This is a genomic window from Micromonospora sp. CA-263727 (assembly GCF_050942455.1).
Lineage (GTDB): Bacteria > Actinomycetota > Actinomycetes > Mycobacteriales > Micromonosporaceae > Micromonospora.
In genome coordinates, this window is sequence record NZ_CP192031.1 from 4,706,405 (window position 1) to 4,729,834 (window position 23,430).

A 23,430-nucleotide genomic window follows, 5' to 3' on the forward strand; every position below is an offset into this window, starting at 1 on the left:
CGGCCTCACCCGTCGCGTACCGTCACCACGTTCGCTCCGGCGACCAGGTCCAGGAAGATCCGGTCGTCGGACCGGTCCCAGTCCGGCGAACCGAGCACGGTGCCCGGGACGACCCCGTCACGGCGGCGGTCGTACACCGCCACGGCGCCGGCACCGGCGGCGGCCCGGACCCGCACCGGCCGGCCACCGGCGACCGTGACGTCGAAGAGGTTGACGCCGCCGGCCACCCGCACCACGAACGTTCCCTCGACCGCGGGCAGGCGCAGGTCGGTGCGGGTGGCCCCACCGGCGAATGCCAACCCGGACAACCGGGCCGAGGTGAGGTCGAGCCGCCGTTCGGTGGACCCACCGATGATCCGCAGTTCCCAGGAGACGCTGGCGTTCAGCAGCACCTCGACCGCGCTCGGCGCGTCATCGGTCCGCTCCATCTGCAGCCGTACCAGGTCACCGGTCAGTTCCGGGCGCGGCCGGGCCCCGGATGCGGCCGGGCTGCCGATCCGGTACAGCTCCTCCCCCAGCTCCACCACCCACAGGTCGAATCGGGTCACCCCGTCGACCAGCTCGAACTCGGCCCGCACCCGGCCGTCGCGGGGGGCTCTGCCGGCCTCGTCGCGGCTCTCCACGGCGGCCCGCGCCGCCCCGCCCAGCCCGCTGCTCCCGGCCGGCTCGGCCGTCCCGGTGATCGCCGGTTCCGGCGACTGCGCGCCGCCGGAGAAGACGCGGCCGAGCCGGTGCGGGTCGGAGAGGATCACCACCACGGCGGCGGCGCCGAGCGCCAGCACCAGGACCGCAGCGCCGGCCAGCAACCGCGCCCCGGCCGACCAGGTCGACCCGGGCGGCGCCGTCCCGTCGTCGCCGGCCGATGGCTCCCCGATCACCTCCACCTGGGGCGGGGCAAGCGGATCCCGGTGTGGTGGAGAGTTCTCGTGCCGCTCCGAACCGGCCATGCCCTAGTTCCCCTTCCACGGTCCCCTGCCAGCAGGTACGTACCGGAGAGCGGGACGGATCAGTCGGACCGGCGACGAACTGCCGGTGCGAATCCGGATCTTCAGCCCCGCCGTGCGGTGAACCGGACGGCGGTGACGAACCGTATTCGGGGACGGCCGGCGCGACAGCGCCGGCAAGGTGCGGCGACGAGGCCGGACCTGGACCGGAAGGGACGTGTCGGTGATGCCGGAATCCGTCGAGTCGGTGTTCGCCAGTGTGGTCACCCGCAACCCGGGTGAGCCCGAGTTCCACCAGGCCGTACGGGAGGTGCTGGAGAGCATCGGCCCGGCCCTGGCCCGGCACCCCGAGTACGCGGAGGCCCGGATCATCGAGCGGATCTGCGAGCCGGAGCGGCAGATCATCTTCCGGGTGCCGTGGGAGGACGACGGCGGCCGGATCCGGGTCAACCGGGGGTTCCGGGTGGAATTCAACAGCGCGCTCGGGCCGTTCAAGGGCGGCCTGCGCTTCCACCCGTCGGTCTACCTGGGCATCGTGAAGTTCCTCGGCTTCGAGCAGATCTTCAAGAATGCCCTGACCGGGCTGCCGATCGGCGCCGGCAAGGGCGGTGCCGACTTCGACCCGAAGGGCCGCTCGGACCGGGAGGTGATGCGGTTCTGCCAGAGCTTCATGATCGAGCTGCACCGGCACATCGGCGCGCAGACGGACGTGCCGGCCGGCGACATCGGGGTGGGCGGCCGGGAGATCGGCTACCTCTTCGGCCAGTACAAGCGGATCACCAACCGGTACGAGTCGGGAGTGCTCACCGGCAAGGGCCTGTCGTACGGGGGCGCGCAGGCGCGTACCGAGGCCACCGGCTACGGGGCGGTGTTCTTCGCCGAGGAGATGCTCAAGCAGACCGGGGACAGCCTGGACGGCAAGCGCGTGGTGGTCTCCGGCTCCGGCAACGTGGCGATCTACGCCATCGAGAAGGTCCACCAGCTCGGCGGCACCGTGGTCGCCTGCTCGGACTCGGCCGGGTACGTGCTGGACGAGAAGGGCATCGAGCTCGACGTGCTGCGGGAGCTGAAGGAGCAGCGCCGCAGCCGGCTGGCCGACTACGTACGCGAGGTGCCGCACGCGGTCGCGGTCAGCGGTCGTACCCCCTGGGAGGTGCCCTGCGACCTGGCCCTGCCGTGCGCGACGCAGAACGAGGTCGGCGGCGCGGAGGCCGCCCAACTGGTCGCCGGCGGCTGCGTCGCGGTGGTGGAGGGGGCGAACATGCCCACCACGCCCGAGGCGGTGCGCATCCTCGGCCGGGCCGGGGTGCGGTTCGCGCCCGGCAAGGCGGCCAACGCCGGTGGCGTGGCGGTGAGCGCGCTGGAGATGCAGCAGAACGCCAGCCGGGAGTCGTGGACGTTCGCACAGTCGGAGCAGCGGCTCCGGGAGACCATGCGCGACATCCACGCCCGGTGCTGGGCCACCGCCGAGGAGTACGGCCTGCCGGGTGACTACGTGGCCGGGGCGAACATCAACGGCTTCCGCCGGGTGGCCGAGGCGATGCTGGCACACGGCGTGGTCTGAGTCGGGGGTGGACACGGGCCGGTGCCCGCCGGACGGATCCGACGGGCACCGGGGTGTCGCTCCGGGCCCTGCCCGGAGTGCCGGCTCAGTGCGTGCCACCCGCACCGAAGCGGCTGCGGCGCCGCCAGAGGACCGTGCCGAGCAGCAGCACCGCGCCCGCGGCGACCAGCCCGCCACCGACCTTCATCGGGGTCTCCAGGCTGCTGCCGGTGACCGGCAGGTGCGGCTTCTTCTTGTGCAGCACGCGCAGCTGGGTCGAGGCGGTGCGGCCGGACTCCTCACCGGTCGCGGTGAAGGTCAGCAGGCCGGTCTCGGTGGGTGTGTACCGGCGGCTGAAGGATCCGTTCGCGTCGGCCCGGACCCGCAGCGGCGCGATGGCCTGGAAGGCCACCGGGGTCATGGCGAGCGGGTCGCCGTTGCTGCGGACCGTCCCGACGACGGGTGCCGCCAGCGGTGTCCGCGAGATGGTGATGGTCACCCACTCCCTGGGGAGGAAGTTGCGTCCGGTGAGGATCACCGACTCGCCGAGGTAGATGGTCGGACGGTTCACCGTCAGCGAGGCGAGCACCGGCGGGTACGGCGGTGGCTGGGGTGTGTCGCTGACGCTGGGCGACGGCTGCGGCTGCGCCGCGCCCGCCGCGGTCGGCACGGCCACCACGGCCAGTCCGACCGCGAGCGCCATGATGATGCGGGATAGCCGCATGGTTGGTTCCCTCCTACTGAGAACAGCTGGGTGCGGTAACAACTTGGGTGGTCCATGGAGTGGCCGTCGGGGTCAGCCACAGTTCGGCGGCGCCGCTGCCTGTCTTGCCGGTCAGCAGGGTCGTCTCCAACGTTCGGGTCCCGCCCGGACCGACCTCGACGTTCACCGTGGCCACCTGGCGGCGCCGTTCGGTGCCGGTGGCCACCGAGGTCTCGGCGCCGTCGAGGCGGGTGTCCAGGACGGCCCCGCCGGCCGGGCCGTACACCGACACGAGGGTCCGGGCGGTGTACGGGTCCCCCGCCTGTCCCAGGCCGAGGACCGACTTGCTGAGCCCCGAGGCCGGCGCGGTGGACCGGAGGGTCACCCGCAGGCCCAGTTCGCGACGGCCGTCGGCCTGGCAGTCGCCGACCACCAGGTCGGCGGTCTGCCGGAGGTAGTACCCGAGCTTCGCGCCGCTGCCGTCGTTGAGGAACACGCCGACCGTCGGCACGGTGTCCTGCTCCGGAAGCGCCCCGGCCATCCGGCTGTCGCCGAACATCCGCTGTTCTTCCGGGCGGGCACTCCAGAACAATATCCGACGTTCTTCTATAGAGCGGTCAAATGCGGACAATAACCCATTTGGGTGCAGATTCCTCGCGAACAGCGTGTCGAACACGGTGGCTGCCGCGGCGGCGAAGAAGGTGTCCTGCTTCTCCTCGTCCATCCGCTGATAGGTGTCCCCGAGCAGGGTCTTGACCGCGTTCTCGGCGCTCAGCGAGACGCCGCCGGGCACCCGCACCGGCCCGGTGGCCTTCAGCAGGTACGACAGCACCACCGGATCGACGGCGAGCACCCCGTCCACGGTCTGGCCGCTGTGCCGGCGGTACATCTCCCGGTAGAGCGCGGCGGCGGTCGGGAAGTGCGGGCTGAGGTTGACGTCCGCCGGGTACATGCCGGGCAGCTCACCCCAGAGCGCCCGCTGCTCGGCCGGGATCTTCAGCGGCTTGGCGAAGCGCCCCATGCTCCCGCTGGCGCCCTGCGCGCCCATCTTCAACCGGCCCTGGTTGGCCTCGATCACGGCGTACGCGCCGAACATGCCGCCGGTGGCGCGCAGCTCGGCGGAGTTCTGGGAGACCAGCAGGTATTTTCGCGGGCCGTCGGCGCCGAGCAGCGGCGGCAGCAGTCGGCTGGCCCGGTCGGCCGCCGAGGTCATCGCGGCCAGCCGGTCGAGTTCGCCGCGCAGGTCCTCCAGCGCCCGCCGGACCTGCCCGACGAGCCGGTCGCCGGGCACCGCGGCCAGGTCCGTGCGGGTCCGCTGCACCGACTGGTCCACCTCGACCAGCTCGGCGCCGACGGCACGCAGCCCGGCCAGGTCCAACCGGCCCCCGCGGGGCACGAGACGACCGAGGTCCACCCGGAGCAGCGCGGGGAACGCCTGGCGGGCCAGGTCGTCGATCGCGATGGCGATCTGCCGGACCGCGGAGAGGTTGGCGCCGGCGTACGGCGCATGCCGGCCCAGCCACCAGCCGGGATCCTCGGTGGCCCGCCGGGCCGCGCCGGACTGCTCTTGGAGGGCGGCGAGAGTCCGCTGCGCCCGGGCGGTGTCGCCGCCGACCAGGTGGGCGCTCAGCTCACCGGCCAACCCGGCGGCGTTGACCAGGTGGGCGCGGGCCTGCCAGCCGCGGAACCCGACCCAGCCGGCGACGCCGAGCACCAGCGAGCCGACCACCAGCGTGCTGAGCAGGATGCGGCGCAGCCGGGCGCGCCGACGCCGACGGGACCGGCTGCGCCGCCGGCGCGGGCTCTCGCTCTCCGTCACACCACACTCCACTTCGCAAAACGGGCAGAAAGCACCATACGTTCCTAACATCTAACGAGCGGTTTAGTGCCGGGATGACGGGTTCAGGCGATATGAGAGTCTCGCTCGCGACTCACGTCCCGGCTCGGATCGGCGGCCGCCTCCCGCAGCAGCCGCTCGATCCGGTCCACCCCGGCCGGCAGCGACATGTCCCGCAGGTATGCTTCCCGGCCACGCCGTCCCATCTCGGCCCGCTCGGGCGGGGGTATGTGGGCCGCCAGCCAGAACCGGTCGGCCAGGCTGGCCCAGTCCTCCGGCGGGCAGGACAGCCCGGCCCGGGCGCGCTCGACCAGGGCGGCGGTGTCGCCGCCGGCCGAGGCCACCACCGGCGCGCCGGACGACAGCGCCGCCTGGAGCTTGCCCGGCACGCTGCTGCGCAGCGCCGGCAGGTCCCGCAGCATGACCAGCTGATAGTCGGCGGCGGCGTACAGCTCCGGCATGTCCAGCGGCGAACGCCGCTCGACGAACCGCACGTTGTCGGCGCGCAGCTCGGCGGCGAGCCCCCGCACCCGCCGCTCGTCCGCGCCCGAACCCACCAGGACCAGGTCCATGGTCTTGCCGACGGCCGCCGCCGCCCGGATCGCCGTCTCCAACCCCTGCCGGGCCCCGATGGTGCCGGCGTACATCACCACGCACCGCTCGTCCCGGCGAACCAGCCGACGCGCGGCCGGGCCGGCCGGCCCGGGCCGGAAGATCCGCTCGTCGGTCCAGTTGAGCACCACCCGCACCCGGTCCGCGTCGGTGCCGACCGCGATCACCGCGTCGCGCAACGACGGCGCGGTCACCGCGATCGCGGTGGCCGCCCGGTAGCTCCGGGTCATCGCCGCGCGGACCCGCGCCGCCCACCGCCCGTCGTCGGTGCCGTCCGGCCCCGCCTCGGCCCACACGTCCGGCACGTGCAGGACGGCCGGCACCCGGCCGAGCAGGCGCAGCAGGGCCGCCGAGGCGAACGCGGCGGCCGGCGGCTGATGCACGTACAACACGTCGACGTCGGCGAAATAGCGCCGGCCGACCAGCGCGGCGCTGCCGGCGAAGGAGAGCCACGAGGCCATCCGGCCCCGCACGCCGGCGTCGCCGGTGCGGTACCGGGGCACCCGTCGCACGGTCAGCCCCCGGCCGCGGGTCTCGTGACGCCAGCGCTGGCGCCAACCCGGGTAGACGTGCCCGCCCGGGTAGTCCGGGAAGCCGGTGAGCACCCGCACCTCGTGGCCACGCGCGGCCAACTCCTCGGCCAGGCTGCCGGGGATGAACGCCGGCTCCGGCGGAAAGTGGTACGTCAGGATGCCGATCCGCACCGTGCCACCCCCGTGTTGGCCCGCCGGCCCGGCGCGGCGGCCGGGACGCTGGACGCCACGGCTGCGTACGATGCCGGCAACCCCTCCCGGGTCGGCCGCCGCCGGCGGCCGTCCCTTGTCGCGGCGCTGCCGCCCGCGACCGCGACGTCGAGGGGGTTCCACATGCCCAACGGGGTGTTGTTCGTCTGCCACGCCAACCTGTGCCGGTCGCCGATGGCCGAGTACGCCGCCCGCCGCCTGCTCACCGGGCGACCGGTGACCGTGGCCAGCGCCGGCACCGACGCCGTCGAGGGCATGGCCATGCATCCGTACGCGGCCGAGATCGCCGCCGGGACCGGCGAGGACCCGACGTCGTTCCGCAGCCGGCGGCTCGGCCCCGAGCATCTCACCGAGGCGGTGCTGGTGCTGACCGCCACCCGGCGCCAGCGCTCGATCTGCACCGCGCTGGCACCGGCGGCCCTGCACCGGACCTTCACGCTGCGCCAGTTCGCCCGGCTCGCCGCGGCGGTCGAGCCTCCGGTGGACGACCAGGACGATCCGCTGCCAGCCGCGGTGACGGCTGCCGCCCTGGCCCGGGGGCGGCTGCAACCCGCCCCCGGGGACGCCGACGACCTGCGGGATCCCGTCGGTGGCACGCCCGAGGACTTCCGGCGCTGCGCGGAGGAGATCGAACGCTCCCTGCGCCCGCTCGCCGTGCTCATCGGGACAGCCGGGTGAGTTCCTGGGTCTGCGGGCCCGTCTCGCCAGCGCGGGCACGGGCGCGCTCGGCGTGCCGGCCGGAGCCGGACGAGGCCCGGTCCGCCGGCACCGACGGGCTCGCCGCCGCGGCCACCACCCGGTATGCCTCGTACTGGTAGGCCTCGGCCTTGGGCACCCGGGCCATGTTCAGCACGCAGCCGAGCAACCGCACCGACACCGAGTGCAGCGCCCGGGCCGCGGCGGCCACCTGCGCCCGCGAGGTACGTCCCTGCTGGGTGACCAGCAGCGCACCGTCGGCCTGCACGGCCACCACCACGCCGTCGGTGACGGCGAGCAGCGGCGCGGTGTCGATGATGACGATGTCGGCCGACTCGCGCAGGGCCACCAGCAGGTCCGACATCGCCTTCGAGCCGAGCAGCTCGCTCGGGTTGGGTGGGGTCGAGCCGCTGGGCAGCACCAGCAGGGACTTGTCTCCCCAGCGCTGGACCACGTCGCCGACCTGCACGTCGCCGACCAGCACGTCGGTCAGTCCGACGCCGGAGTCGATGCCCAGGTAGTCGCCGACCTTGGGCCGCCGCAGGTCGGCGTCGACCAGCAGGACCCGCCAGCCCGCCTCGGCCAGGGCGATCGCCAGGTTGCACGAGAGCGTGGTCTTGCCCTCCCCCTGCAAGGCGCTGGTGACCGCGATGACCCGCGCCGGCTCGTGCACGTCGACGAAGCGCAGGTTGGTCCTGAGCTTGCGGACCGCCTCGGCCCGGGCCGAGGCCGCCGCGTCGCCGACGATCAGCGGAGCCGACCGCGCGCTGCTGTCGAGCGGGATCTCGCCCAGCAGCGGGCTGCCGGTCACCCGTTGCAGGCCGGCGGCGTCGCGCAGCCGGACGTCGGCCATCCCGCGCAGGATCGCCAGGCCCACGCCGGCCAGCAGGCCGAGCAGGGCGCCGATGGCGGTGTTGCGGACCGGCTGCGGCGAGACCGGGGTGGCGCTGACCCGGGGCCCGCTGACGACCTCGATCTTGATCGGCCCGGCGCTGCCGTCCGGCTTGGTCTCGACCTTCTGGACCAGCTCGACGAACTTCGCCGAGAGCGCCTCGGTGACCCGCAGCGCCCGGGTCTGGTCGGTGTCGGTCACCGAGGCCCGCAGCAGGACCGTGCCCGCCTCGGTGGAGGTGCTGATCCGGCTCTGGATCTCCTCCGCGGTCAGCCCCAGCTGGTTGTCGGCCACCGCGGCCTGGGCCAGCCGGTCACTGGTCAGCAGCTCCGCGTACGACTTCACCCGCTGCTGGAGGAAGAGGCCGCCCTGGTAGGCGTCCGTGACGCCCTGGCTCGGTGTGGTGACGAAGAACGTGACCGAGGCGACGTAACGGGGCTGGGCCCGCACGGTGACCAGCGCGGTCACGCCGAGGGCCACCATGAGCGTGACCAGCACGATCCACCAGTGCCGGCGGACCAGGCGTAGTTGGCGGTACAGGTCCATCAGGCGGGCCTCCGTACCGGGCCGGTAACGCCAAAGAACTTCACGAAAACCCCCAAGGTCGACTTAATCTCGTGAAACCATTAAAGCGGCTCATACGACTTATGTCCGGAGTTAGGTGTTTTCCTCGGAGAGGATCGCGCCCGGAATGACCAACCGGACGGACGGTCCGTCGGAATCGCTTCCCGCCCGGAAAAATTGCGGCCCGACCGCCGAGGGGTACGCGAGCCGAGGCGGACACCCCGCTCGCGACGGCCGTCGGTGGTGGATAGGGTCGTGGGCGGTGTGCCGGGAAGCCTGGTCGGCGACGATGCCGTGCTGCCCCCGACCGACTAGGTGAGCCTCCCGCATGCCCGATCACATCCCACGTCCCGAGCGTCGCGGCGTCCGCCGCCTCTTCGCGCGTACCTCCTGGCCGGAGGCGCGTTTCCTGGCCGACGTGCTGCGCACCGAGACCGTCGGCGGCGCGCTGCTGCTGGTCGGCGCGGTGATCGCGCTGGTCTGGGCGAACTCCCCGGCCGGCGACGCCTACGCGGAGCTGGGCCGGTGGGTGCCCTGGCCCGGCGGCTCGACGCTGCACCTCGACCTCGACCTGGCCACCTGGGCCGCCGACGGCCTGCTGGCCGTCTTCTTCTTCGTGGTCGGCCTGGAACTGAAACGGGAGTTCGTCGCCGGTGACCTGCGCGACCCACGCCGGGCGGCGTTGCCGGTGGTGGCGGCGGTCGGCGGCATGGCGCTGCCGGCGCTGATCTACGTCGGGGTCAACCTCGCCGCCGGCGGCGAGGGGCTGCGGGGCTGGGCCATCCCGACCGCCACCGACATCGCCTTCGCGCTGGCCGTGCTGGCCGTGATCGGCGCGTACCTGCCGCAGGGCCTGCGCGCCTTCCTGCTCACCCTGGCCGTGGTCGACGACCTGCTCGCGATCACCATCATCGCGGTCTTCTACACCGACGGCTTCACGCCGCTGCCGCTGCTCGGCGCCCTGCTGCCGATCGCGCTCTTCGGCCTGCTGGTGCAGCGCCGCCGCACCTGGTGGTGGGCGCTCGTCCCGCTCGCGCTCGCCGCCTGGGCGCTGGTGCACTCCTCCGGAGTGCACGCCACCGTCGCCGGTGTGCTGCTGGGCTTCACCGTGCCGGTGCTCGCCGGCAGGGGGCCCCACGGCCGTGCGCTGCCCGGCCTCGCCGAGCGCCTGGAGCACCGGTGGCGGCCGGTCTCGGCCGGGTTCGCCGTACCGGTCTTCGCGTTCTTCGCGGCCGGGGTGTCGCTGCGCGACGCCGACCTCGGCGCGGTGCTCACCGACCCGATCGTCCTCGGCATCGTGCTCGCCCTGGTCGTCGGCAAGTGCGTCGGCATCCTCGGCTCGACCTACCTGCTGGCCCGGTTCACCCGGGCCCGGCTGGACGAGGAGATCACCTGGTCCGACCTGCTCGGCGTGTCGTTGCTGGCCGGCATCGGCTTCACCGTCTCGCTGCTGATCGGCGAGCTGGCCTTCGGCGTCGACGGCGTCGAGGGCGCGCACGTCAAGGCCGCGGTGCTTGCCGGATCGCTGACCTCGGCGCTGCTCGCCACGGCGGTGCTGACCCGACGCAACGCCGCCTACCGGGCGGTCGCCCGCCGGGAGCAGGTCGACCTCGACCGGGACGGCGTACCGGACGTCTACCAGCGACCCGACGGCTGAGAGGCGGTCGGGATCAGGGCCCGGGTGGCCGGCCGGCATGCTCGGCCGGGCGCCCCGCGCCCGGTGACCGCCACCGCCGGTAGTCCTGGACCAGCGCGGTCCGGAGCACCAGACGCAGCACCACGACCGCCGCGACCGCCGCCAGGTCCGGCCAGCCCTGGTTCCCGGTCAGCCGCAGCAGACCGGCGGCGACGAGCATGTCGAGCAGCACCCGCAGGGCCGTCGGCCAGGAGCCGGTGGCGACCAGCGCAACCGTGGCGGCGAGCGCGCCGAGCACGGTGACGACGGCGGACAGGGTCGCCGTCACCGGGTCCGCTCCGGCTCGCCGACCTGCCGCTGCTCCTGCGCGATCTCCCGGCCGAGGACGTAGTTCAGCACGGTCCGGATCGCGGCGATGGCGGCGAGCTGGCCGATCTGCGCGAAGGTCGGCGACAACGCGGTACGCAGGATGTCCGCCGCCAGTTGGAACTCCAGCCCGAGGGTGAGGAAGCGCCCCAAAGACAACCTGATCCGGGTGAACACCGCGGCGTCGCGCGACCGCAGCCCGTCGACCACGAACCGCGCCGCGGCCCAGGCCGCTCCGACCACGATCACCAGAGCGCCGACCAGCTCCACCGCGGTCACCAGGATCTGGTGGCCGCGGTGGAGGATCACCTCGACGTCCACCCCGGCGCCTTACCCGGCCGCTCCCCGGGTAGTCGACGCCGGGCCGGCTCAGCTCAGCTGCGCGACCGCCTCGACGATCAGCCAGATGCCGCTGATGGTGAAGAGCGCGGCGGCGCCGTACTTGATGGTCCGTTCCGGCAGCTTCCGGCCGAGCAGCCGGCCGACGATGATGGCCAGCGCGTCGGCGGCGACCATGCCGACGGTCGAGCCGATCCAGGTGCCGAACCAGCCGTACTGGGTGGCCAGCGTGATCGTGGCGAGCATCGTCTTGTCGCCCAGTTCGGCCAGGAAGAAGGCGACACCGACGGCCAGCACCGCCGACTTGCCGCCCTTGGCGGCCTTGCTCTTCTCCTCCTCGGTGAGCGTGTCCCCGCGCAGGGTCCACAGCCCGAAGCCGATGAAGGCCAGACCCGCGAGCAGCGAGATCCAGCCGGTGGGCAGGGTGGCGCCGAGGCCGTGACCGATCGCCACCGAGACCAGGTGCACCACGGCGGTGGCCACGGTGATGCCGATCAGGATCGGCACGGTGCGATATCTGGTGGCGAAGGCCAGCGCCATGAGCTGGGACTTGTCTCCCAGCTCGGCAACGAAGATCACGCCGAAACTGACCGCCAGCGCGACGAGGAACCCCTCCATGACGTCCTTCCGGATCACGCCGGGAGGAGGCACGGGGATGCCCTCGACCCGGCTGCAACAGCCTGGGTCGAAGGTCTCGCCCGCCTCGTTGTCACGAGGCCACGCGGCCGGATGCGGAACGCACCAGTATGTCGACCACGACGTTGCGGGCTACTCCCCTTCGCTGCCGCCAGCCTAGCCGATCACCGCCCGATCGCGCCGGCCGGGTGAGCTGGCCCACCGCGGCGGTCTCTCAGTCCGCTCGGGCCAGGGTGACCCCGAACAGGCCGTCCGGGTCGGTCCAGAACCGTTCGGCGCGCAGCCCGGCCGCGGCCAGTTCGGCGGCGACCCCCTCCGGGCGGAACTTCGCCGACACCTCGGTACGCAGTTCCTCTCCGGCGGCGAAGGTGACGTCCAGGTCGAGCACCCGCACCCGCATCGGCCGCTCGGCCCGCAGCCGCATCTCGATCCACTCCCGGTCCGGGTCCCAGAGCGCGACGTGGGTGAAGGCCTCCGGATCGAAGTCGGTGCCGAGTTCCCGGTTGAGCACCCGCAGCACGTTGCGGTTGAACTCGGCGGTCACCCCCGCCGCGTCGTCGTACGCCGGCACGATCACCGCCGGATCCTTGACCAGGTCGGTGCCGACCAGCAGCCAGTCACCCACCTCCAGCGCGGCCCGCATCCGGGCGAGGAAGTCGGCCCGCTCGGCCGGCAGCAGGTTGCCGATGGTGCCACCGAGGAAGACCACCAGCCGCCGGCCACCGGTGGGCAGCCGGTCGAGATCGCGGGTGAAATCCCCGACGATGCCGCGTACCCGCAGCCCGGGATAGTCGGCGGCGACGGCCGCGGTGGACCCCCGCAGGGCGCTGACCGACACGTCCAGCGGCACGAACGTGCCCAGGCCGCCACGCCGGGTGAACGCGTCCAGCAGCAACCGGGTCTTTTCCGACGACCCGGATCCCAGCTCGATCAGGGTTTTCGCGCCGGTCAACCCGGCGATCTCGGCCGCCCGCTCGGCCAGCACCGTGCGCTCGGCCCGGGTCGGGTAGTACTCCGGCAGGCGGGTGATCTCGTCGAACAGCTCGCTGCCCCGGGCGTCGTAGAACCACCTCGGGGGTAGCCACTTCGCCCCGGCGGTCAGCCCGACGCGCACGTCCCGCCGCAGGCTGCGGCCGATGTCCTGGTCGTCGAGGTGGATCTCCAGCGGCTCCGCGCTCATCAACGTCCCCTTTCGGTCGGCTTGTCGGATGCGGCCCGGTCGGGCTCACCGCGTGGCGAGCGCCTGCTGGCGTACCTCGGTCGCGGTGGCCTGCACGAGCTGACCATCGGGCACCTCCCGCCAGCCCGGGTCGTCGTCGTGCGGCTCGGAGGCCAGCAGCACCGAGGTCGGCGTGGCCCGCAGCGACAGCGCGTGCCCGGCCACGCTGGCGACCACCGTGCGGCCGTCGGTGAGCAGCAGGTTGAGCCGCGACCCGGGGGCGGCCGCGGCGACCGACGTGACCGTCTCGGCGACCGCCCGCGCCGGGGGGTCGCCCGCCCGCAGCCGGTCCCGGACCAGCGCCCAGAGCAGCGCCGAGTCGGTGCTCGCATCGAGGGTGAGCAGGTCACGCACGGGCAACGCGGCGGCGAGCGGGACCATCGAGTCCGGCCAGCCCCGCACCACGCCGTTGTGGCTGAACAACCACCGCCCCTCGGCGAACGGCGCGGCCGCGGCGTCGACCACCGCCATGCCGACGGTGGCGGAGCGGACCGCGGCCAGCACCGCGCCGGTCGAGGTGACCGCCGCGAGGTCGGCGATGGTCGGGTCGCTCCAGATCGGCTGGGCCCGCCGGTACCGCACCGGGGCGCCGCCGTCGGGATACCACCCGACGCCGAACCCGTCGGCGTTGATCGTCCCGCCGCCGCGCATGTCGCGCGGCGCCCAGGACTGGCGCAGCAGCGAGTGCGGCGGATCGAACAGCAACGCGCGCAGGGTCGTCGGCGGCCCCAGGTAGGCCAGGTGGCGGCACATCAGGCGACCGTCACCGGTGGGTCTCCTCGGGCCGGGCGTCCCGGGCGCAGCGGAAGCCGCTGAAGATCTGCCGGCGGATCGGGTAGTCCCAGTTGCGGAACGTGCCCCGGCAGGCGGCCCGGTCGGTGCCGAACGAGCCGCCGCGCAGCACCTGGTAGTCGTCGCCGAAGAAGACCTCGGAGTACTCCCGGTACGGGAAGGCGGCGAAGCCCGGATAGCCCCGGAACGGGGTGGCGGTCCACTCCCACACGTCCCCGACGAGCTGGTGCACGCCCAGCGGCGAGGCCCCGGCCGGGTACGCGCCGACCGGCGCCGGCCACAGGTGTCGCTGCCCCAGGTTGGCGTGCGCCGAGGTGGGCTCGTCGTCGCCCCACGGATAGCGGCGGGACCGGCCGGTGGCCGGATCCCAGCGGGCCGCCTTCTCCCACTCCGCCTCGGTGGGCAGCCGCTTGCCGGCCCAGCTCGCGTACGCCTGGGCCTCGTGGAAGCAGACGTGCACCACCGGCTCGTCGTCGCGGACCCGGTCCCACCGGCCGAATCGCTGGTACGCCCAGCCGTCCCCGTCGCGCCGCCAGTGCATCGGCGCGCCCAGCCCGGCCTCCTGGCGGTGCCGCCAGCCCCGCGCGGTCCACCAGCGGGGGTCGTCGTACCCGCCGTCGGCGATGAACCCGCGGTACGCCCCGTTGGTCACCGGCGCGGCATCGATGACGTACGCCGGCAGCTCCACCCGGTGGGCGGGGCGTTCGTTGTCCAGCGCCCACGGGTCGGTGTCGGTGCCCATCACGAACGGGCCGGCGGGCACCAGCACCTCACCGGTCACCGGCGCGGCCGGCTCGGGCGGCGGCGGCGCGTGCAGCACCGCCGGGCCGGCGCGCAGTTGGTGGGTGGCGAGCATGGTCTCGTCGTGCTGCTGCTCGTGCTGCACGATCATCCCGAACGCGAAGCCGTCGGCGACCAGCGGGCGGCTGTCGAAGGCCACGCGGTCGAGCAGGTCGTACACCTTGTCCCGGACGGTCGCCAGGTACGCCCGCGCCTCCGGCGGCGGCAGCAACGGCAGCGACGGGCGGTCCCGGCGGGGCTGTTTGAAGGCGTCGTAGAGGTGGTCGATGTCGCAGCGGACCGGTTCCCGGCCCCCGACGTCCCGGACCAGCCAGAGCTCCTCCTGGTTGCCCACGTGGGCCAGATCCCATACCAGCGGGGACATCAGCGGCGAGTGCTGGCGCACCAGGTCGCCGTCGTCCACCGCCTCGGTCAGCAGGACGCTGCGGGCCCGGGTCCGTTCCAGTTCCGCCGCGATCCGGTCGCGCAGCCCCTCCTGGCCCCGATCGGTCGTGGTGTCGGTCACCACCGCCTCCTCTCCGCGGCGTCACGTCGCCGCCGTACCCCCTGGTCGATCTCGTCGTGCAGGGCCGCCGGCAGGCCGAGCCGGGGCAGGGCCGCCAACGCCAGGTCGAACAGGCCGTCGGCGGCCGAGGCCAGGCCCGGATCACGCAGGCCGCAGCGCGCGGCGGTGTGCCAGCCGTCGGCCACCGGCGCGGCGACCGCCATCGCCGCGGCGACCGTGTCGGTGCCGGTGAGCAGGGCGGCGAGGACCGCCAGCGGCAACGTCCAGTCCCGCCCGGGTTGCGCGTCGAGGTAGCGCAGTTCGAGGTAGCCGCGCGGCCGTACCGGCGGGAAGAGCGTGCTCACGTGGTATTCGAGGTCGTCCGCGGTGGGCGGTCGGGACAACGCCCCGTCGACCCAGTCGGCGAAGGTCACGTCCGGCGGTGGGGTCCAGTCGCCGTCGTCGCGCACGCAGAGCAGCGGGGCGGCCAGCACGTACGCGGTCCAGGCGGCGACCGGGTCCACCTCGGCCCGGTCCGGTGTCCAGACCGGCGCGGTGCGGGCCGGATCGATTTGCCACCACGTGCCCATCCGCGCCGACGCCCATCCGGTGTCCCGGCCCGCGTGCCGGCCGGCGGTGGCGAAGGCGGCCAGCAGCGGTGGCCCGACCGCGTGCACCAGCGCCCAGCGGGCGGCGAACTGTTCCGGGTGCCCCGCGTCGAGACAGACCTGTAGGCCGGCGCTGCTGTACATCATCGTCTGCCCGGCCGGGCCCTGCCGGTCGAAGACCTGGCGCATGGCCCGGTAGCGGGGGGTGTCGATCATCGGTCGCGGCCGGCGGTACGGGTCGAGGCCGGCCCGGCCGAGGGTCAGGCCGGCGGCCTCCAGCAGCCGGGTGACCTGGGTGATGTCGGACTGGGTGGCCTCGACCAGGGCGGCGACGGAGGCGCGCGGCGGAGTGGAGATCTCCAGTTGGCCGCCGGGCTCGACGGTCACCGTGCCGCCCTGGAGCAGTCGCAGGGCGGGACTGGTCGGATCAAGCGTGGTGGGACTGTAGGGCCCCAGCGCCGCGCGTAGCTGCGCGGCGTCGACGGGGCGGGCGGGATCGACGGCGTCGTGGACCGTCCATTCCAACTCGACACCGGTGTACATCGGCGGCCCGGTCTTGAAGCAGATCCGGGCGAGATGCCGGGCGGCGGCTGCGCGGTCACGCAGCACCGGGATCCGGTCCACCTCCGGCGACGTCACCATGCAACGGCTCCCTTCCCGGTGCCGGCTCAGCCGTGCCACCGTAGCCCGCACCGGTGACATTCGCGGGGTGTCGGTGGCTCCACCATCTGTCTAGCAGGGGTCGACCACGCCTCGAAGGAAATTCACCTTGCCGGAGATCGGCGTGGTGGGGCCGGGCGCGGCCCGCCCCGGCGCACCGGCGGCGCCCCGGCCGACCGGGCCGATCCGCCCCGGTCGTGCGCCGCCGTGACGCGGGGTGCCCGTAAGGTTACCGGAGAACACCGCCCCTGACAGCCGGCCGCGCCCGGCGCGGCCCTGCCGGCGCGCCGTTCGTGGCCACTGTGGGTACGGTGGTGCCGTGTTGTCTTCGGAGGTCGTCCTCAGCCGTCGGTACCGCTTGGATGAGCGTGTCGCCACCGGCGGCATGGGCGACGTCTGGCGGGCTTCCGACCTGATCCTCGGTCGACAGGTCGCGGTCAAGGTGCTCCTTCCCTCGCTGGTCTCCGACCCCGACTTCATCGCCCGATTCCGCGCCGAGGCGCGGATCATGGCGGCGCTGCGCCACCCGGGGATCGTGCAGGTCTTCGACTGCGGCGAGGACGAGCTGCCCGGCGGGGGCCGGGCCGACTACCTGGTCATGGAGTTCGTCACCGGCCAACCGCTGTCCAAGCGGATCGAGGCCGAGGGCCGGCTGGACGTCGGCGAGACCATGTCGGTGGTGGCACAGGCGGCGCAGGCCCTGCACGCCGCGCACCTCGGCGGGATCGTGCATCGCGACGTGAAGCCGAGCAACCTGCTGGTGCAGGAGGACGGGACGGTCGTCCTGGTCGACTTCGGCGTCGCGCGCTCGGTGAATGTGACGAGCATCACCAGCACCAACGCGGTGCCCGGCACGGCCCTCTACATGGCCCCCGAACAGGCCGCCGGGCGCCCGGTCTCCGGCGCGACCGACCTGTACGCGCTCGGCGCGGTCGCCTACTGCTGCCTGACCGGCAGCCCGCCGTTCACCGGCGACAATCCGCTCCAGGTCGCCGTCCGACACCTCGACGACGCGCCACCGGAACTGCCGCACGAGATCCCGGAGGCGGTGCGGGCGCTGGTCGACCGCGCCCTGGCCAAGGCGCCCACCGACCGGTTCAGCAGCGGCGCGGCCATGGCGGAGGCCGCCCGGGCCGCCGTGTCGGAGAGCTCCCTGCCCACCACGGTCGTCCCCGCCGCGGCGCTGCGCGACGCCGGGCCGGGCACCCGCACGGATCTCGTGCCGGTGGATGCCGGACCGGCCGGCGGCCGGCGGCGACGCGGCACCCTGGTCGGCGCGCTCACCGCCGTGGTGGTCGGGGTGACCGCGCTCGTCACGGCACTCGGCGCGGCCACCACGGCCGACACCCCGGCGGTGAAGGTGCCGACCACCGGGCCCACCGCCGAGTCGCCCGTCGACGACGGGGAGCAGCCGAGCCAGGAGGAGAGCCTCGCCCCCGCGCCGCCGCTGCAACCCGCCGGTTCGACGGGCCGCCCGAGCAGGTCACCCTCGCCGGAGCCGAGCGCGTCGCAACCCAGCGAGTCGGCCGCCCCCCAGACGCCCGACCCGACGACGCCCGACCCCAGCCCACCGGGCAGCGGCACGCCCACCACGGATCCCACCACGCCGCCGCCTTCGCCGACCCCGACCGCCGAGCCATCCGGGGACGGCGACGCGGCCTCGACCGCCGGCTGAGTCCCCACCCACCTCAATCTCCCCTGATTTCCCGAAACGGACACCCGGCAGCACTCATCGCTCTAGGCTCGTCACCGGCAGTTATCTCCGTCCGTTTCGGGAGCCCGGGTGAGCGTGGAGAAATTGGTCGTCATCGGCCAGGGTTACGTCGGTCTGCCGTTGGCCATGCGGGCGGTCGAGGCCGGCCTCGACGTGGTCGGCCTGGACGTCGATGCCGACCGGGTCAAGCGGCTCGCCTCGGGTGAGTCGTACGTGGCGGACATCCCCGCCGACCGGCTCGGCCGGGCGCTGGCCAGCGGTCGCTACCGCCCGAGCACCGAGTACGCCGACGCCAAGGACTTCGACGTCTGCGTGATCACCGTGCCGACGCCGCTGCGTGACGGCACCCCCGACCTGAGTTTCGTGGAGCAGGCCGGCACCGGGATCGGGCCGTACCTGCGGCCCGGCTGCACGGTGGTGCTGGAGTCCACCACCTACCCCGGCACCACCGAGGAGCTGCTCCGCCCGCTGCTGGAGTCGGCCAGCGGGCTGCGCAGCCCCGGGGACTTCCACCTCGGCTACAGCCCCGAGCGGATCGACCCGGGCAACCGGGCCTGGCGGCTGGAGAACACCCCGAAGGTGGTGGCCGGAGTCGACGCCGCCTCGCTGGTCCGGATCGACGGGTTCTACCGGCGCCTGGTGGAGCGCACGGTGCCGGTGGACTCGACCCGGGTGGCCGAGCTGACGAAGCTGATCGAGAACACCTTCCGCCAGGTCAACATCGCACTGGTCAACGAGCTCACCATGCTCTCCCACCAGTTGGACATCGACGTGTGGCAGGCGATCGAGGCGGCGGAGACCAAGCCCTTCGGCTTCATGTCGTTCCGTCCGGGCCCCGGTGTCGGCGGGCACTGCCTGCCGATCGACCCCTGCTACCTGTCCTGGCAGGTCAAGCGTCGCCTCGGGCGGCAGTTCCGGTTCATCGAGCTGGCCAACGACGTCAACCACGAGATGCCCGAGCACGTGGCGCAGCGGGTGATGGCGGGGTTGAACCGTTCCGGGCGGGCGGTCAGCGGAGCCCGGCTGCTGCTGCTCGGGCTGGCGTACAAGCGCAACACCGGCGACATGCGCGACTCGCCGGCCGTCGACGTGGTCCGGCGATTCGGGGAACTCGGCGCCGAGGTTCGCGCGGTGGAGCCGTACGCCGAGCCGCACCACCTGCCCGCCGGGGTGCTGACGGTGGACCTGACCGAGCGGGAGATTCGCGACGCCGACGCCGTGGTGGTGGTCACCGACCACGACGTGTTCGACTACGACCTGGTGGCGCGGCACGCCCGCTACGTCTTCGACACCCGCAACCGCTGCACCGGCCCCACGGTCGAACGCCTCTAGCCAGCTCACGCCGGGATGCGCCCCGGATGCGGCCTGGCGGGGCCATCCCCGGGCCGACGGCCGGAGCCGATCACGAGGGAACGAGCTCGCGCATCCGGGCGATCTCCACGCCCTGCTCCACGGCGACCGAGTTGGCGAACTCCGACAGGGTCAGGTCGGCCCCCACCCTGAGCAGGTCGGTCGCCATCACCACGGCACCCTCGTGGTGCTCGGTCATCATCCGCAGGAAGCGGTGGTCGAAGTCGGTCCCCCGGGCGGCGGCGAGCTGCCGCATCGCCTCGGGTGACTGCATGCCACGCATCGTGCCGTGATCGTGCCCGTCCACCTCGGCGGAGAGGCCGCGCGCGGTCAGCCAGGCGCGCAGCACGCCGATCTCCGGCCGTTGGCTGGCCCGGATCCGGTCGGCCAGGGCGCGCACCTTCGGATCGGCGGCCCGGTCGGGGGCCAGCCTCGCCATCTCCAGCGCCTGCTCGTGGTGCGGGATCATCATCCGTACGAACCAGGTGTCCATGCTGTTGTGGCGCGGCGGTGAGTCGTCGCGCACCTCGGCGGCGGGCAGCTCGGCGGCCGGTTCGCCGGGACGGCCAGGGACGATGACCAGCGGCGCGTCGGACGCCCCGGCGGCCGGTGCCCGCTCGGCGCCGCCCGCGCTGGCGGGGTTGCCGGTGGTGGCGGCGACCGGGGCCGCGCCGGGCGGTGCGGCGTTGTCGGCACCGCGCTGGGCAAGGGCGACGACGACGGCCAGCAGCACGGTGAGCGATATGACGACGGCCAGCGTTCGTCCACGTCGGGCGGTCATGCGACACCCCCTGCGAGTCGAGGTCGCAGCGATCGTATCCATTGACGATGGGTGCAATATGTGATCCAGATCACATCGACGGGTGTCATCGGCGAGTAAGGTACCGAACGTCGTCATCCCCCTCTCGAAGGGCGTCGCCGATGGTCAAACTGACCCTGCCACGGGGGCGGCAACTGCGTATCGTCAGTGTCGCCGCCACCGGGCTCCTCCTCGCCAGCATCGCGGTAGCACCCCCCGGCACCGCGGCGACGGCCTCATCGGTGGCCACCGAGTCCGCCGCCGTCGAGGCCCCGCTCGGCGTCGACGAGATCGCCAGCAGCCCCAACCTCCGCCTGATCGCCAACCTGCCGAAGCAGGCGCCGTTCGACACCACCGCGGCGCTCGGCACCGACATCGCCTTCCAGGGCAGGTACGCCTTCATCGGCAACTACGACGGCTTCGTCATCTACGACATCGCCAAGCCCAGCAAGCCGAAGATCGTGTCGCAGGTGCACTGCCCGGGCGCGCAGAACGACGTCTCCATCCACGGTGACCTGCTGTTCCTCTCCACCGACGCGTCCCGCAGCGACGACTCCTGCGACAGCGTCTCCCAGCCCGCGACGGTCAAGGAGTCGTGGGAGGGCATCAAGATCTTCGACGTCAAGAACAAGTCGAAGCCCCGCTACATCAAGTCGGTCGAGACCGCCTGCGGCTCGCACACCCACACCCTGGTCCCGGCGAAGGACAAGAAGTCGGTCTACCTGTACGTCTCCTCGTACGGTCCGCAGGCCACCTTCCCGGACTGCCAGCCGCCGCACGACTCGATCAGCATCGTCAAGGTGCCGCTGAAGAAGCCGACCGACGCGGCCGTCGTCGCCACGCCGAACCTCTTCCCGGACGGCGGCTACGAGGGCCGTCCAGGCGGCTCGGCCACCACCGGCTGCCACGACATCACCGCCTACCCGGAGAAGGACCTCGCCGCCGGCGCCTGCATGGGCGACGGGATCCTGCTGGACATCAGCAAGCGGGAGGCGCCGCGGGTGCTGCACACGGTGCGGGACACGACCAACTTCGCGTTCTGGCACTCGGCCACCTTCAACAACCGCGGCACCAAGGTCGTCTTCACCGACGAGCTGGGCGGTGGCGGCGGCGCCACCTGCAACGAGGACGTGGGGCCGAACCGCGGCGCCAACGCCATCTACGACATCACCGGCCGCGGCGACAAGCGCAAGCTGGAGTACCGCAGCTACTACAAGATCCCGCGGACCAACGGGGACACCGAGAACTGCGTGGCGCACAACGGCTCGCTGATCCCGGTCCTCGGCAAGGACATCATGGTCCAGGCGTGGTATCAGGGCGGCGTCTCGGTGTGGGACTTCACCGACTCCCGCAAGCCGAAGGAGATCGGCTTCTGGGAGCGGGGCCCGCTCTCGGACACCCAGCTGGTCGTGGGCGGCTCCTGGTCGGCCTACTACTACAACGGGCACATCTACTCCTCGGACATCCAGAAGGGGTTGGACGTGCTCGAACTCAACGACTGGCGGACCTGGACGGCCAAGCTGGTCCACTACCGCGAGCTGAACGTCCAGACCCAACCCACCTACCTGAGCTGGTGACCCCCTGCACCTCCCCGGGATGAACTGACCAAGAAGTTTGCGTCTGGATCCGGGCCGGTTCCGACGCAAACTTCTTGGCCAACCGGGGTGGGGTGCGAAAATGACTGGTCGTGACGGCTGTTGGGGGTGGGGGCCGCAACCCGGACCAGGCGGCCCGCCGCCGGCTCCACCCGCTGGACGCGATCGCCCTCGCGCTCGCCGTGGCGGGGGCCGGCTGCGTCGCGACCGGGCTGCTGCCCCACGCCGACGCCGCGGCCATCCTCGCGCGGATCCTGCCGCTGCTGCTCTTCCTCGGCACCGTGGTGGTGCTCGCCGAGTTGACCGCCGCCGCCGGGGTCTTCGACGTGCTCGCCACCCGGCTCGCGGGCGTGGCCCGGGGCAGCTGGCCGGCGCTCTTCGCGCTCTGCGTCGGCTTCGCCGCGCTGACCACGGTCGTGCTCAACCTGGACACCACGGCGGTGCTGCTCACCCCGGTGATGCTCGCGCTCGCGGTCACCCTGCGTACGGCGGTGGCCCCGCTCGCGGTCACCACGGTCTGGTTGGCGAACACGGCGAGCCTGCTGTTACCGATGTCCAACCTGACCAACCTGCTCGCCGCCGACCGGGTCGGGCTCGACCCGCTGGCGTACGCGGGCGTGATGTGGCTGCCCCAGCTGGCCGCTCTCGCGGTCACCACGGTGCTGCTCTGGTGCTTCTGGTGGCGGCGGGACCGGCCGGCCGACGGTCGCTTCGTGCCGCCGGCGGTGCACCGGCCCGCCGACCCGGTGCTGTACCGCGCTGCCCTCGTGGCCTGCCTGCTCTTCGTCACCGCGATCCTGGCCGGGGCGCCGGTCGGCCTCGCCTCGGCGGTGGCGGCCGTCCTGCTGCTGCTCGGCTTCGCGCTCCGCTCCCCCGGCACGCTGCGCCCGGCGCTCCTGCCCTGGCGGCTGCTGGTCTTCGTCACCGGGCTGTTCCTGGTCGTCCAGACGACCGGCCAGCACGGGCTCCACGACCTGGTGGCCTGGCTGGCCGGCCGGGACGGCGGGACGCCCGGGGCGCTGCGCGCGGGCGGCGCCGGCGCGTTGCTGGCCAACCTGGTGAACAACCTGCCGGCCTACCTGGCGGTCGAGGCGGTGCTGCCGGCCGGCGACCGGCAGCGGCTCTTCGCGCTGTTGATCGGCACCAACGTGGGTCCGCTGGCCCTGCCGTGGGCGTCACTGGCGACGCTGCTGTGGTTGGAACGCTGCCGGGCCGCCCGCGTCGCGGTGCCGCTGGCCCGGTTCCTGCTCACCAGCGCCGTCTTGGCGGTTCTCGGCACGCTGGCGGCAATCGGCGCCCTGCTGCTCACCGGCTGACCTGTCGCCTACCGGAGCAGTCGACCGTCCGGCTCACCGCCGGCCATGGCCAGCATGCCGCGTACGACCCGGAGCAGGGTGAGCAGATCGCGGGGCTTCTTCTTGTCCAGGTGACCGATCACCTGCTTGAGAATGGACAACTGGTCGAAGTAGACCCGCTCGGTGACCAGGTTCTCGTTCGCGTCGAAGATGAAGTAGGCGGTCATCCGGGTGCGGTGCCGGCCGCCGGTCGGCGGGATCTTCCCGAGCGGGCCGAGGTGCGTACCGATCAGCCAGAACTCGACGATCACCGCGTCCGGGCTGTGCCGGATGGCGATGATCTCGTGATGCTGGTCCGGAAACGCGACCCGGGTGTCGTGGTAGTAGTTCCGCACCGCGCCGTCACCGTCGTGCACGGTCATCGAGGCGATCAACTCGTAGTGCGGGTGCGGGAAGGTGGAGAGCACGCTGTCCCAGTCCTGGCGGACCTCGTCCTCGAAGTGGTCGAGGACGAGCTTCTCCCGGGCCCGCAGCACCTCCTGCGTTGGCAGAACCGTTCCGGTCTTCGTGGGCGGGAGGGGTGCGCTGCTCATCGTGCTCCT

Annotated in this window: 21 protein-coding genes; 7 read left to right on the top strand and 14 right to left on the bottom strand. The window is 73.0% G+C overall.

Annotated elements, in window-relative coordinates; genetic code table 11:
- Positions 1-5: 5 nt before the first annotated feature.
- The gene (locus tag ACQPYA_RS20500) at positions 6-947 is read right to left on the bottom strand and encodes a hypothetical protein (RefSeq protein WP_433528716.1); all 942 of its coding nucleotides are present in this window, start codon (positions 945-947) and stop codon (positions 6-8) included.
- Between the two features lie 223 nt (positions 948-1,170).
- Between ACQPYA_RS20500 and gdhA the strand changes: the two genes are divergently transcribed.
- Positions 1,171-2,508, top strand: coding sequence for an NADP-specific glutamate dehydrogenase (gene gdhA, locus ACQPYA_RS20505; protein ID WP_433533548.1), 1,338 nt, complete (start codon positions 1,171-1,173; stop codon positions 2,506-2,508).
- Positions 2,509-2,593: 85 nt separating this feature from the next.
- On the opposite strand, the gene ACQPYA_RS20510 is transcribed toward gdhA, so the two are convergent.
- From ACQPYA_RS20510 to ACQPYA_RS20520, 3 genes are all read right to left on the bottom strand, one after another.
- On the bottom strand, positions 2,594-3,211 hold the full coding sequence (locus ACQPYA_RS20510; RefSeq protein ID WP_433528717.1) for a hypothetical protein: 618 nt from the start codon (positions 3,209-3,211) through the stop codon (positions 2,594-2,596).
- Between the two features lie 13 nt (positions 3,212-3,224).
- Positions 3,225-5,009, bottom strand: coding sequence for a DUF4012 domain-containing protein (locus tag ACQPYA_RS20515; protein WP_433528718.1), 1,785 nt, complete (start codon positions 5,007-5,009; stop codon positions 3,225-3,227).
- Between the two features lie 83 nt (positions 5,010-5,092).
- Complete coding sequence (locus ACQPYA_RS20520) at positions 5,093-6,343, bottom strand: glycosyltransferase family 4 protein (protein WP_433528719.1); 1,251 nt, start codon at positions 6,341-6,343, stop codon at positions 5,093-5,095.
- 12 nt (positions 6,344-6,355) lie between these two features.
- Here ACQPYA_RS20520 and ACQPYA_RS20525 point away from each other — a divergent pair, with 12 nt between their 5' ends.
- Complete coding sequence (locus ACQPYA_RS20525; protein WP_433528720.1) at positions 6,356-7,060, top strand: low molecular weight phosphatase family protein; 705 nt, start codon at positions 6,356-6,358, stop codon at positions 7,058-7,060.
- Here the strand turns inward: ACQPYA_RS20525 and ACQPYA_RS20530 are convergent.
- Positions 7,041-8,516: a polysaccharide biosynthesis tyrosine autokinase gene (locus ACQPYA_RS20530; protein WP_433528721.1), complete on the bottom strand. Its 1,476-nt coding sequence runs from the start codon at positions 8,514-8,516 to the stop codon at positions 7,041-7,043. The genes ACQPYA_RS20525 and ACQPYA_RS20530 overlap by 20 nt on opposite strands.
- Positions 8,517-8,862: 346 nt before the next feature.
- Between ACQPYA_RS20530 and nhaA the strand changes: the two genes are divergently transcribed.
- Positions 8,863-10,191 carry a Na+/H+ antiporter NhaA gene (gene nhaA / locus ACQPYA_RS20535; protein WP_433528722.1) on the top strand — a complete coding sequence of 443 codons (1,329 nt, stop codon included), beginning with the start codon at positions 8,863-8,865 and terminating at the stop codon, positions 10,189-10,191.
- Between the two features lie 13 nt (positions 10,192-10,204).
- Here nhaA and ACQPYA_RS20540 read toward each other — a convergent pair whose 3' ends face one another.
- The 7 genes from ACQPYA_RS20540 to egtA form a co-directional block, all read right to left on the bottom strand.
- Positions 10,205-10,498: a hypothetical protein gene (locus ACQPYA_RS20540; protein ID WP_433528723.1), complete on the bottom strand. Its 294-nt coding sequence runs from the start codon at positions 10,496-10,498 to the stop codon at positions 10,205-10,207.
- Positions 10,495-10,857 carry a DUF1622 domain-containing protein gene (locus ACQPYA_RS20545; protein WP_433528724.1) on the bottom strand — a complete coding sequence of 121 codons (363 nt, stop codon included), beginning with the start codon at positions 10,855-10,857 and terminating at the stop codon, positions 10,495-10,497. Before ACQPYA_RS20545 ends, ACQPYA_RS20540 begins: the two co-directional genes overlap by 4 nt.
- Positions 10,858-10,905: 48 nt before the next feature.
- Complete coding sequence (locus ACQPYA_RS20550; protein ID WP_433533549.1) at positions 10,906-11,493, bottom strand: TMEM165/GDT1 family protein; 588 nt, start codon at positions 11,491-11,493, stop codon at positions 10,906-10,908.
- 232 nt (positions 11,494-11,725) lie between these two features.
- Entirely contained in the window at positions 11,726-12,691 is a 966-nt protein-coding gene (gene egtD / locus ACQPYA_RS20555; RefSeq protein ID WP_433528725.1) for an L-histidine N(alpha)-methyltransferase, read from the bottom strand.
- A 45-nt stretch (positions 12,692-12,736) separates the two neighbouring features.
- Positions 12,737-13,483 (bottom strand): ergothioneine biosynthesis protein EgtC, encoded by a 747-nt coding sequence (egtC, locus tag ACQPYA_RS20560; protein ID WP_433528726.1) that lies wholly within the window; start codon positions 13,481-13,483, stop codon positions 12,737-12,739.
- Between the two features lie 10 nt (positions 13,484-13,493).
- Positions 13,494-14,828, bottom strand: coding sequence for an ergothioneine biosynthesis protein EgtB (gene egtB, locus ACQPYA_RS20565; protein WP_433528727.1), 1,335 nt, complete (start codon positions 14,826-14,828; stop codon positions 13,494-13,496).
- On the bottom strand, positions 14,825-16,057 hold the full coding sequence (gene egtA, locus ACQPYA_RS20570; protein WP_433528728.1) for an ergothioneine biosynthesis glutamate--cysteine ligase EgtA: 1,233 nt from the start codon (positions 16,055-16,057) through the stop codon (positions 14,825-14,827). Before egtA ends, egtB begins: the two co-directional genes overlap by 4 nt.
- Positions 16,058-16,394: 337 nt before the next feature.
- Between egtA and ACQPYA_RS20575 the strand changes: the two genes are divergently transcribed.
- Both ACQPYA_RS20575 and ACQPYA_RS20580 read left to right on the top strand, forming a co-directional pair.
- On the top strand, positions 16,395-17,750 hold the full coding sequence (locus ACQPYA_RS20575) for a serine/threonine-protein kinase (protein ID WP_433528729.1): 1,356 nt from the start codon (positions 16,395-16,397) through the stop codon (positions 17,748-17,750).
- Positions 17,751-17,858: 108 nt separating this feature from the next.
- Entirely contained in the window at positions 17,859-19,121 is a 1,263-nt protein-coding gene (locus ACQPYA_RS20580; protein ID WP_433528730.1) for a nucleotide sugar dehydrogenase, read from the top strand.
- Between the two features lie 70 nt (positions 19,122-19,191).
- On the opposite strand, the gene ACQPYA_RS20585 is transcribed toward ACQPYA_RS20580, so the two are convergent.
- Positions 19,192-19,920, bottom strand: coding sequence for a DUF305 domain-containing protein (locus tag ACQPYA_RS20585; protein WP_433528731.1), 729 nt, complete (start codon positions 19,918-19,920; stop codon positions 19,192-19,194).
- Positions 19,921-20,060: 140 nt separating this feature from the next.
- Here ACQPYA_RS20585 and ACQPYA_RS20590 point away from each other — a divergent pair, with 140 nt between their 5' ends.
- Both ACQPYA_RS20590 and ACQPYA_RS20595 read left to right on the top strand, forming a co-directional pair.
- On the top strand, positions 20,061-21,515 hold the full coding sequence (locus tag ACQPYA_RS20590; RefSeq protein ID WP_433528732.1) for an LVIVD repeat-containing protein: 1,455 nt from the start codon (positions 20,061-20,063) through the stop codon (positions 21,513-21,515).
- A gap of 110 nt (positions 21,516-21,625) precedes the next feature.
- Positions 21,626-22,849 carry an SLC13 family permease gene (locus tag ACQPYA_RS20595; RefSeq protein ID WP_433528733.1) on the top strand — a complete coding sequence of 408 codons (1,224 nt, stop codon included), beginning with the start codon at positions 21,626-21,628 and terminating at the stop codon, positions 22,847-22,849.
- An 8-nt stretch (positions 22,850-22,857) separates the two neighbouring features.
- Here ACQPYA_RS20595 and ACQPYA_RS20600 read toward each other — a convergent pair whose 3' ends face one another.
- A complete protein-coding gene (locus ACQPYA_RS20600) occupies positions 22,858-23,421 on the bottom strand; it encodes an ester cyclase (protein ID WP_433528734.1) in 564 nt (187 codons plus the stop codon).
- Positions 23,422-23,430 lie beyond the last annotated feature (9 nt).

Coding starts and splice junctions, on each gene's coding strand:
- egtD (WP_433528725.1), bottom strand. CDS start 12,691: ATGAGCGCGGAGCCGCTGGAGATCCACCTCGACGACCAGGACATCGGC.
- ACQPYA_RS20590 (WP_433528732.1), top strand. CDS start 20,061: ATGGTCAAACTGACCCTGCCACGGGGGCGGCAACTGCGTATCGTCAGT.
- ACQPYA_RS20530 (WP_433528721.1), bottom strand. CDS start 8,516: ATGGACCTGTACCGCCAACTACGCCTGGTCCGCCGGCACTGGTGGATC.
- ACQPYA_RS20585 (WP_433528731.1), bottom strand. CDS start 19,920: ATGACCGCCCGACGTGGACGAACGCTGGCCGTCGTCATATCGCTCACC.
- egtA (WP_433528728.1), bottom strand. CDS start 16,057: ATGGTGACGTCGCCGGAGGTGGACCGGATCCCGGTGCTGCGTGACCGC.
- ACQPYA_RS20510 (WP_433528717.1), bottom strand. CDS start 3,211: ATGCGGCTATCCCGCATCATCATGGCGCTCGCGGTCGGACTGGCCGTG.
- ACQPYA_RS20500 (WP_433528716.1), bottom strand. CDS start 947: ATGGCCGGTTCGGAGCGGCACGAGAACTCTCCACCACACCGGGATCCG.
- ACQPYA_RS20550 (WP_433533549.1), bottom strand. CDS start 11,493: ATGGAGGGGTTCCTCGTCGCGCTGGCGGTCAGTTTCGGCGTGATCTTC.
- nhaA (WP_433528722.1), top strand. CDS start 8,863: ATGCCCGATCACATCCCACGTCCCGAGCGTCGCGGCGTCCGCCGCCTC.
- ACQPYA_RS20600 (WP_433528734.1), bottom strand. CDS start 23,421: ATGAGCAGCGCACCCCTCCCGCCCACGAAGACCGGAACGGTTCTGCCA.
- gdhA (WP_433533548.1), top strand. CDS start 1,171: ATGCCGGAATCCGTCGAGTCGGTGTTCGCCAGTGTGGTCACCCGCAAC.
- egtC (WP_433528726.1), bottom strand. CDS start 13,483: ATGTGCCGCCACCTGGCCTACCTGGGGCCGCCGACGACCCTGCGCGCG.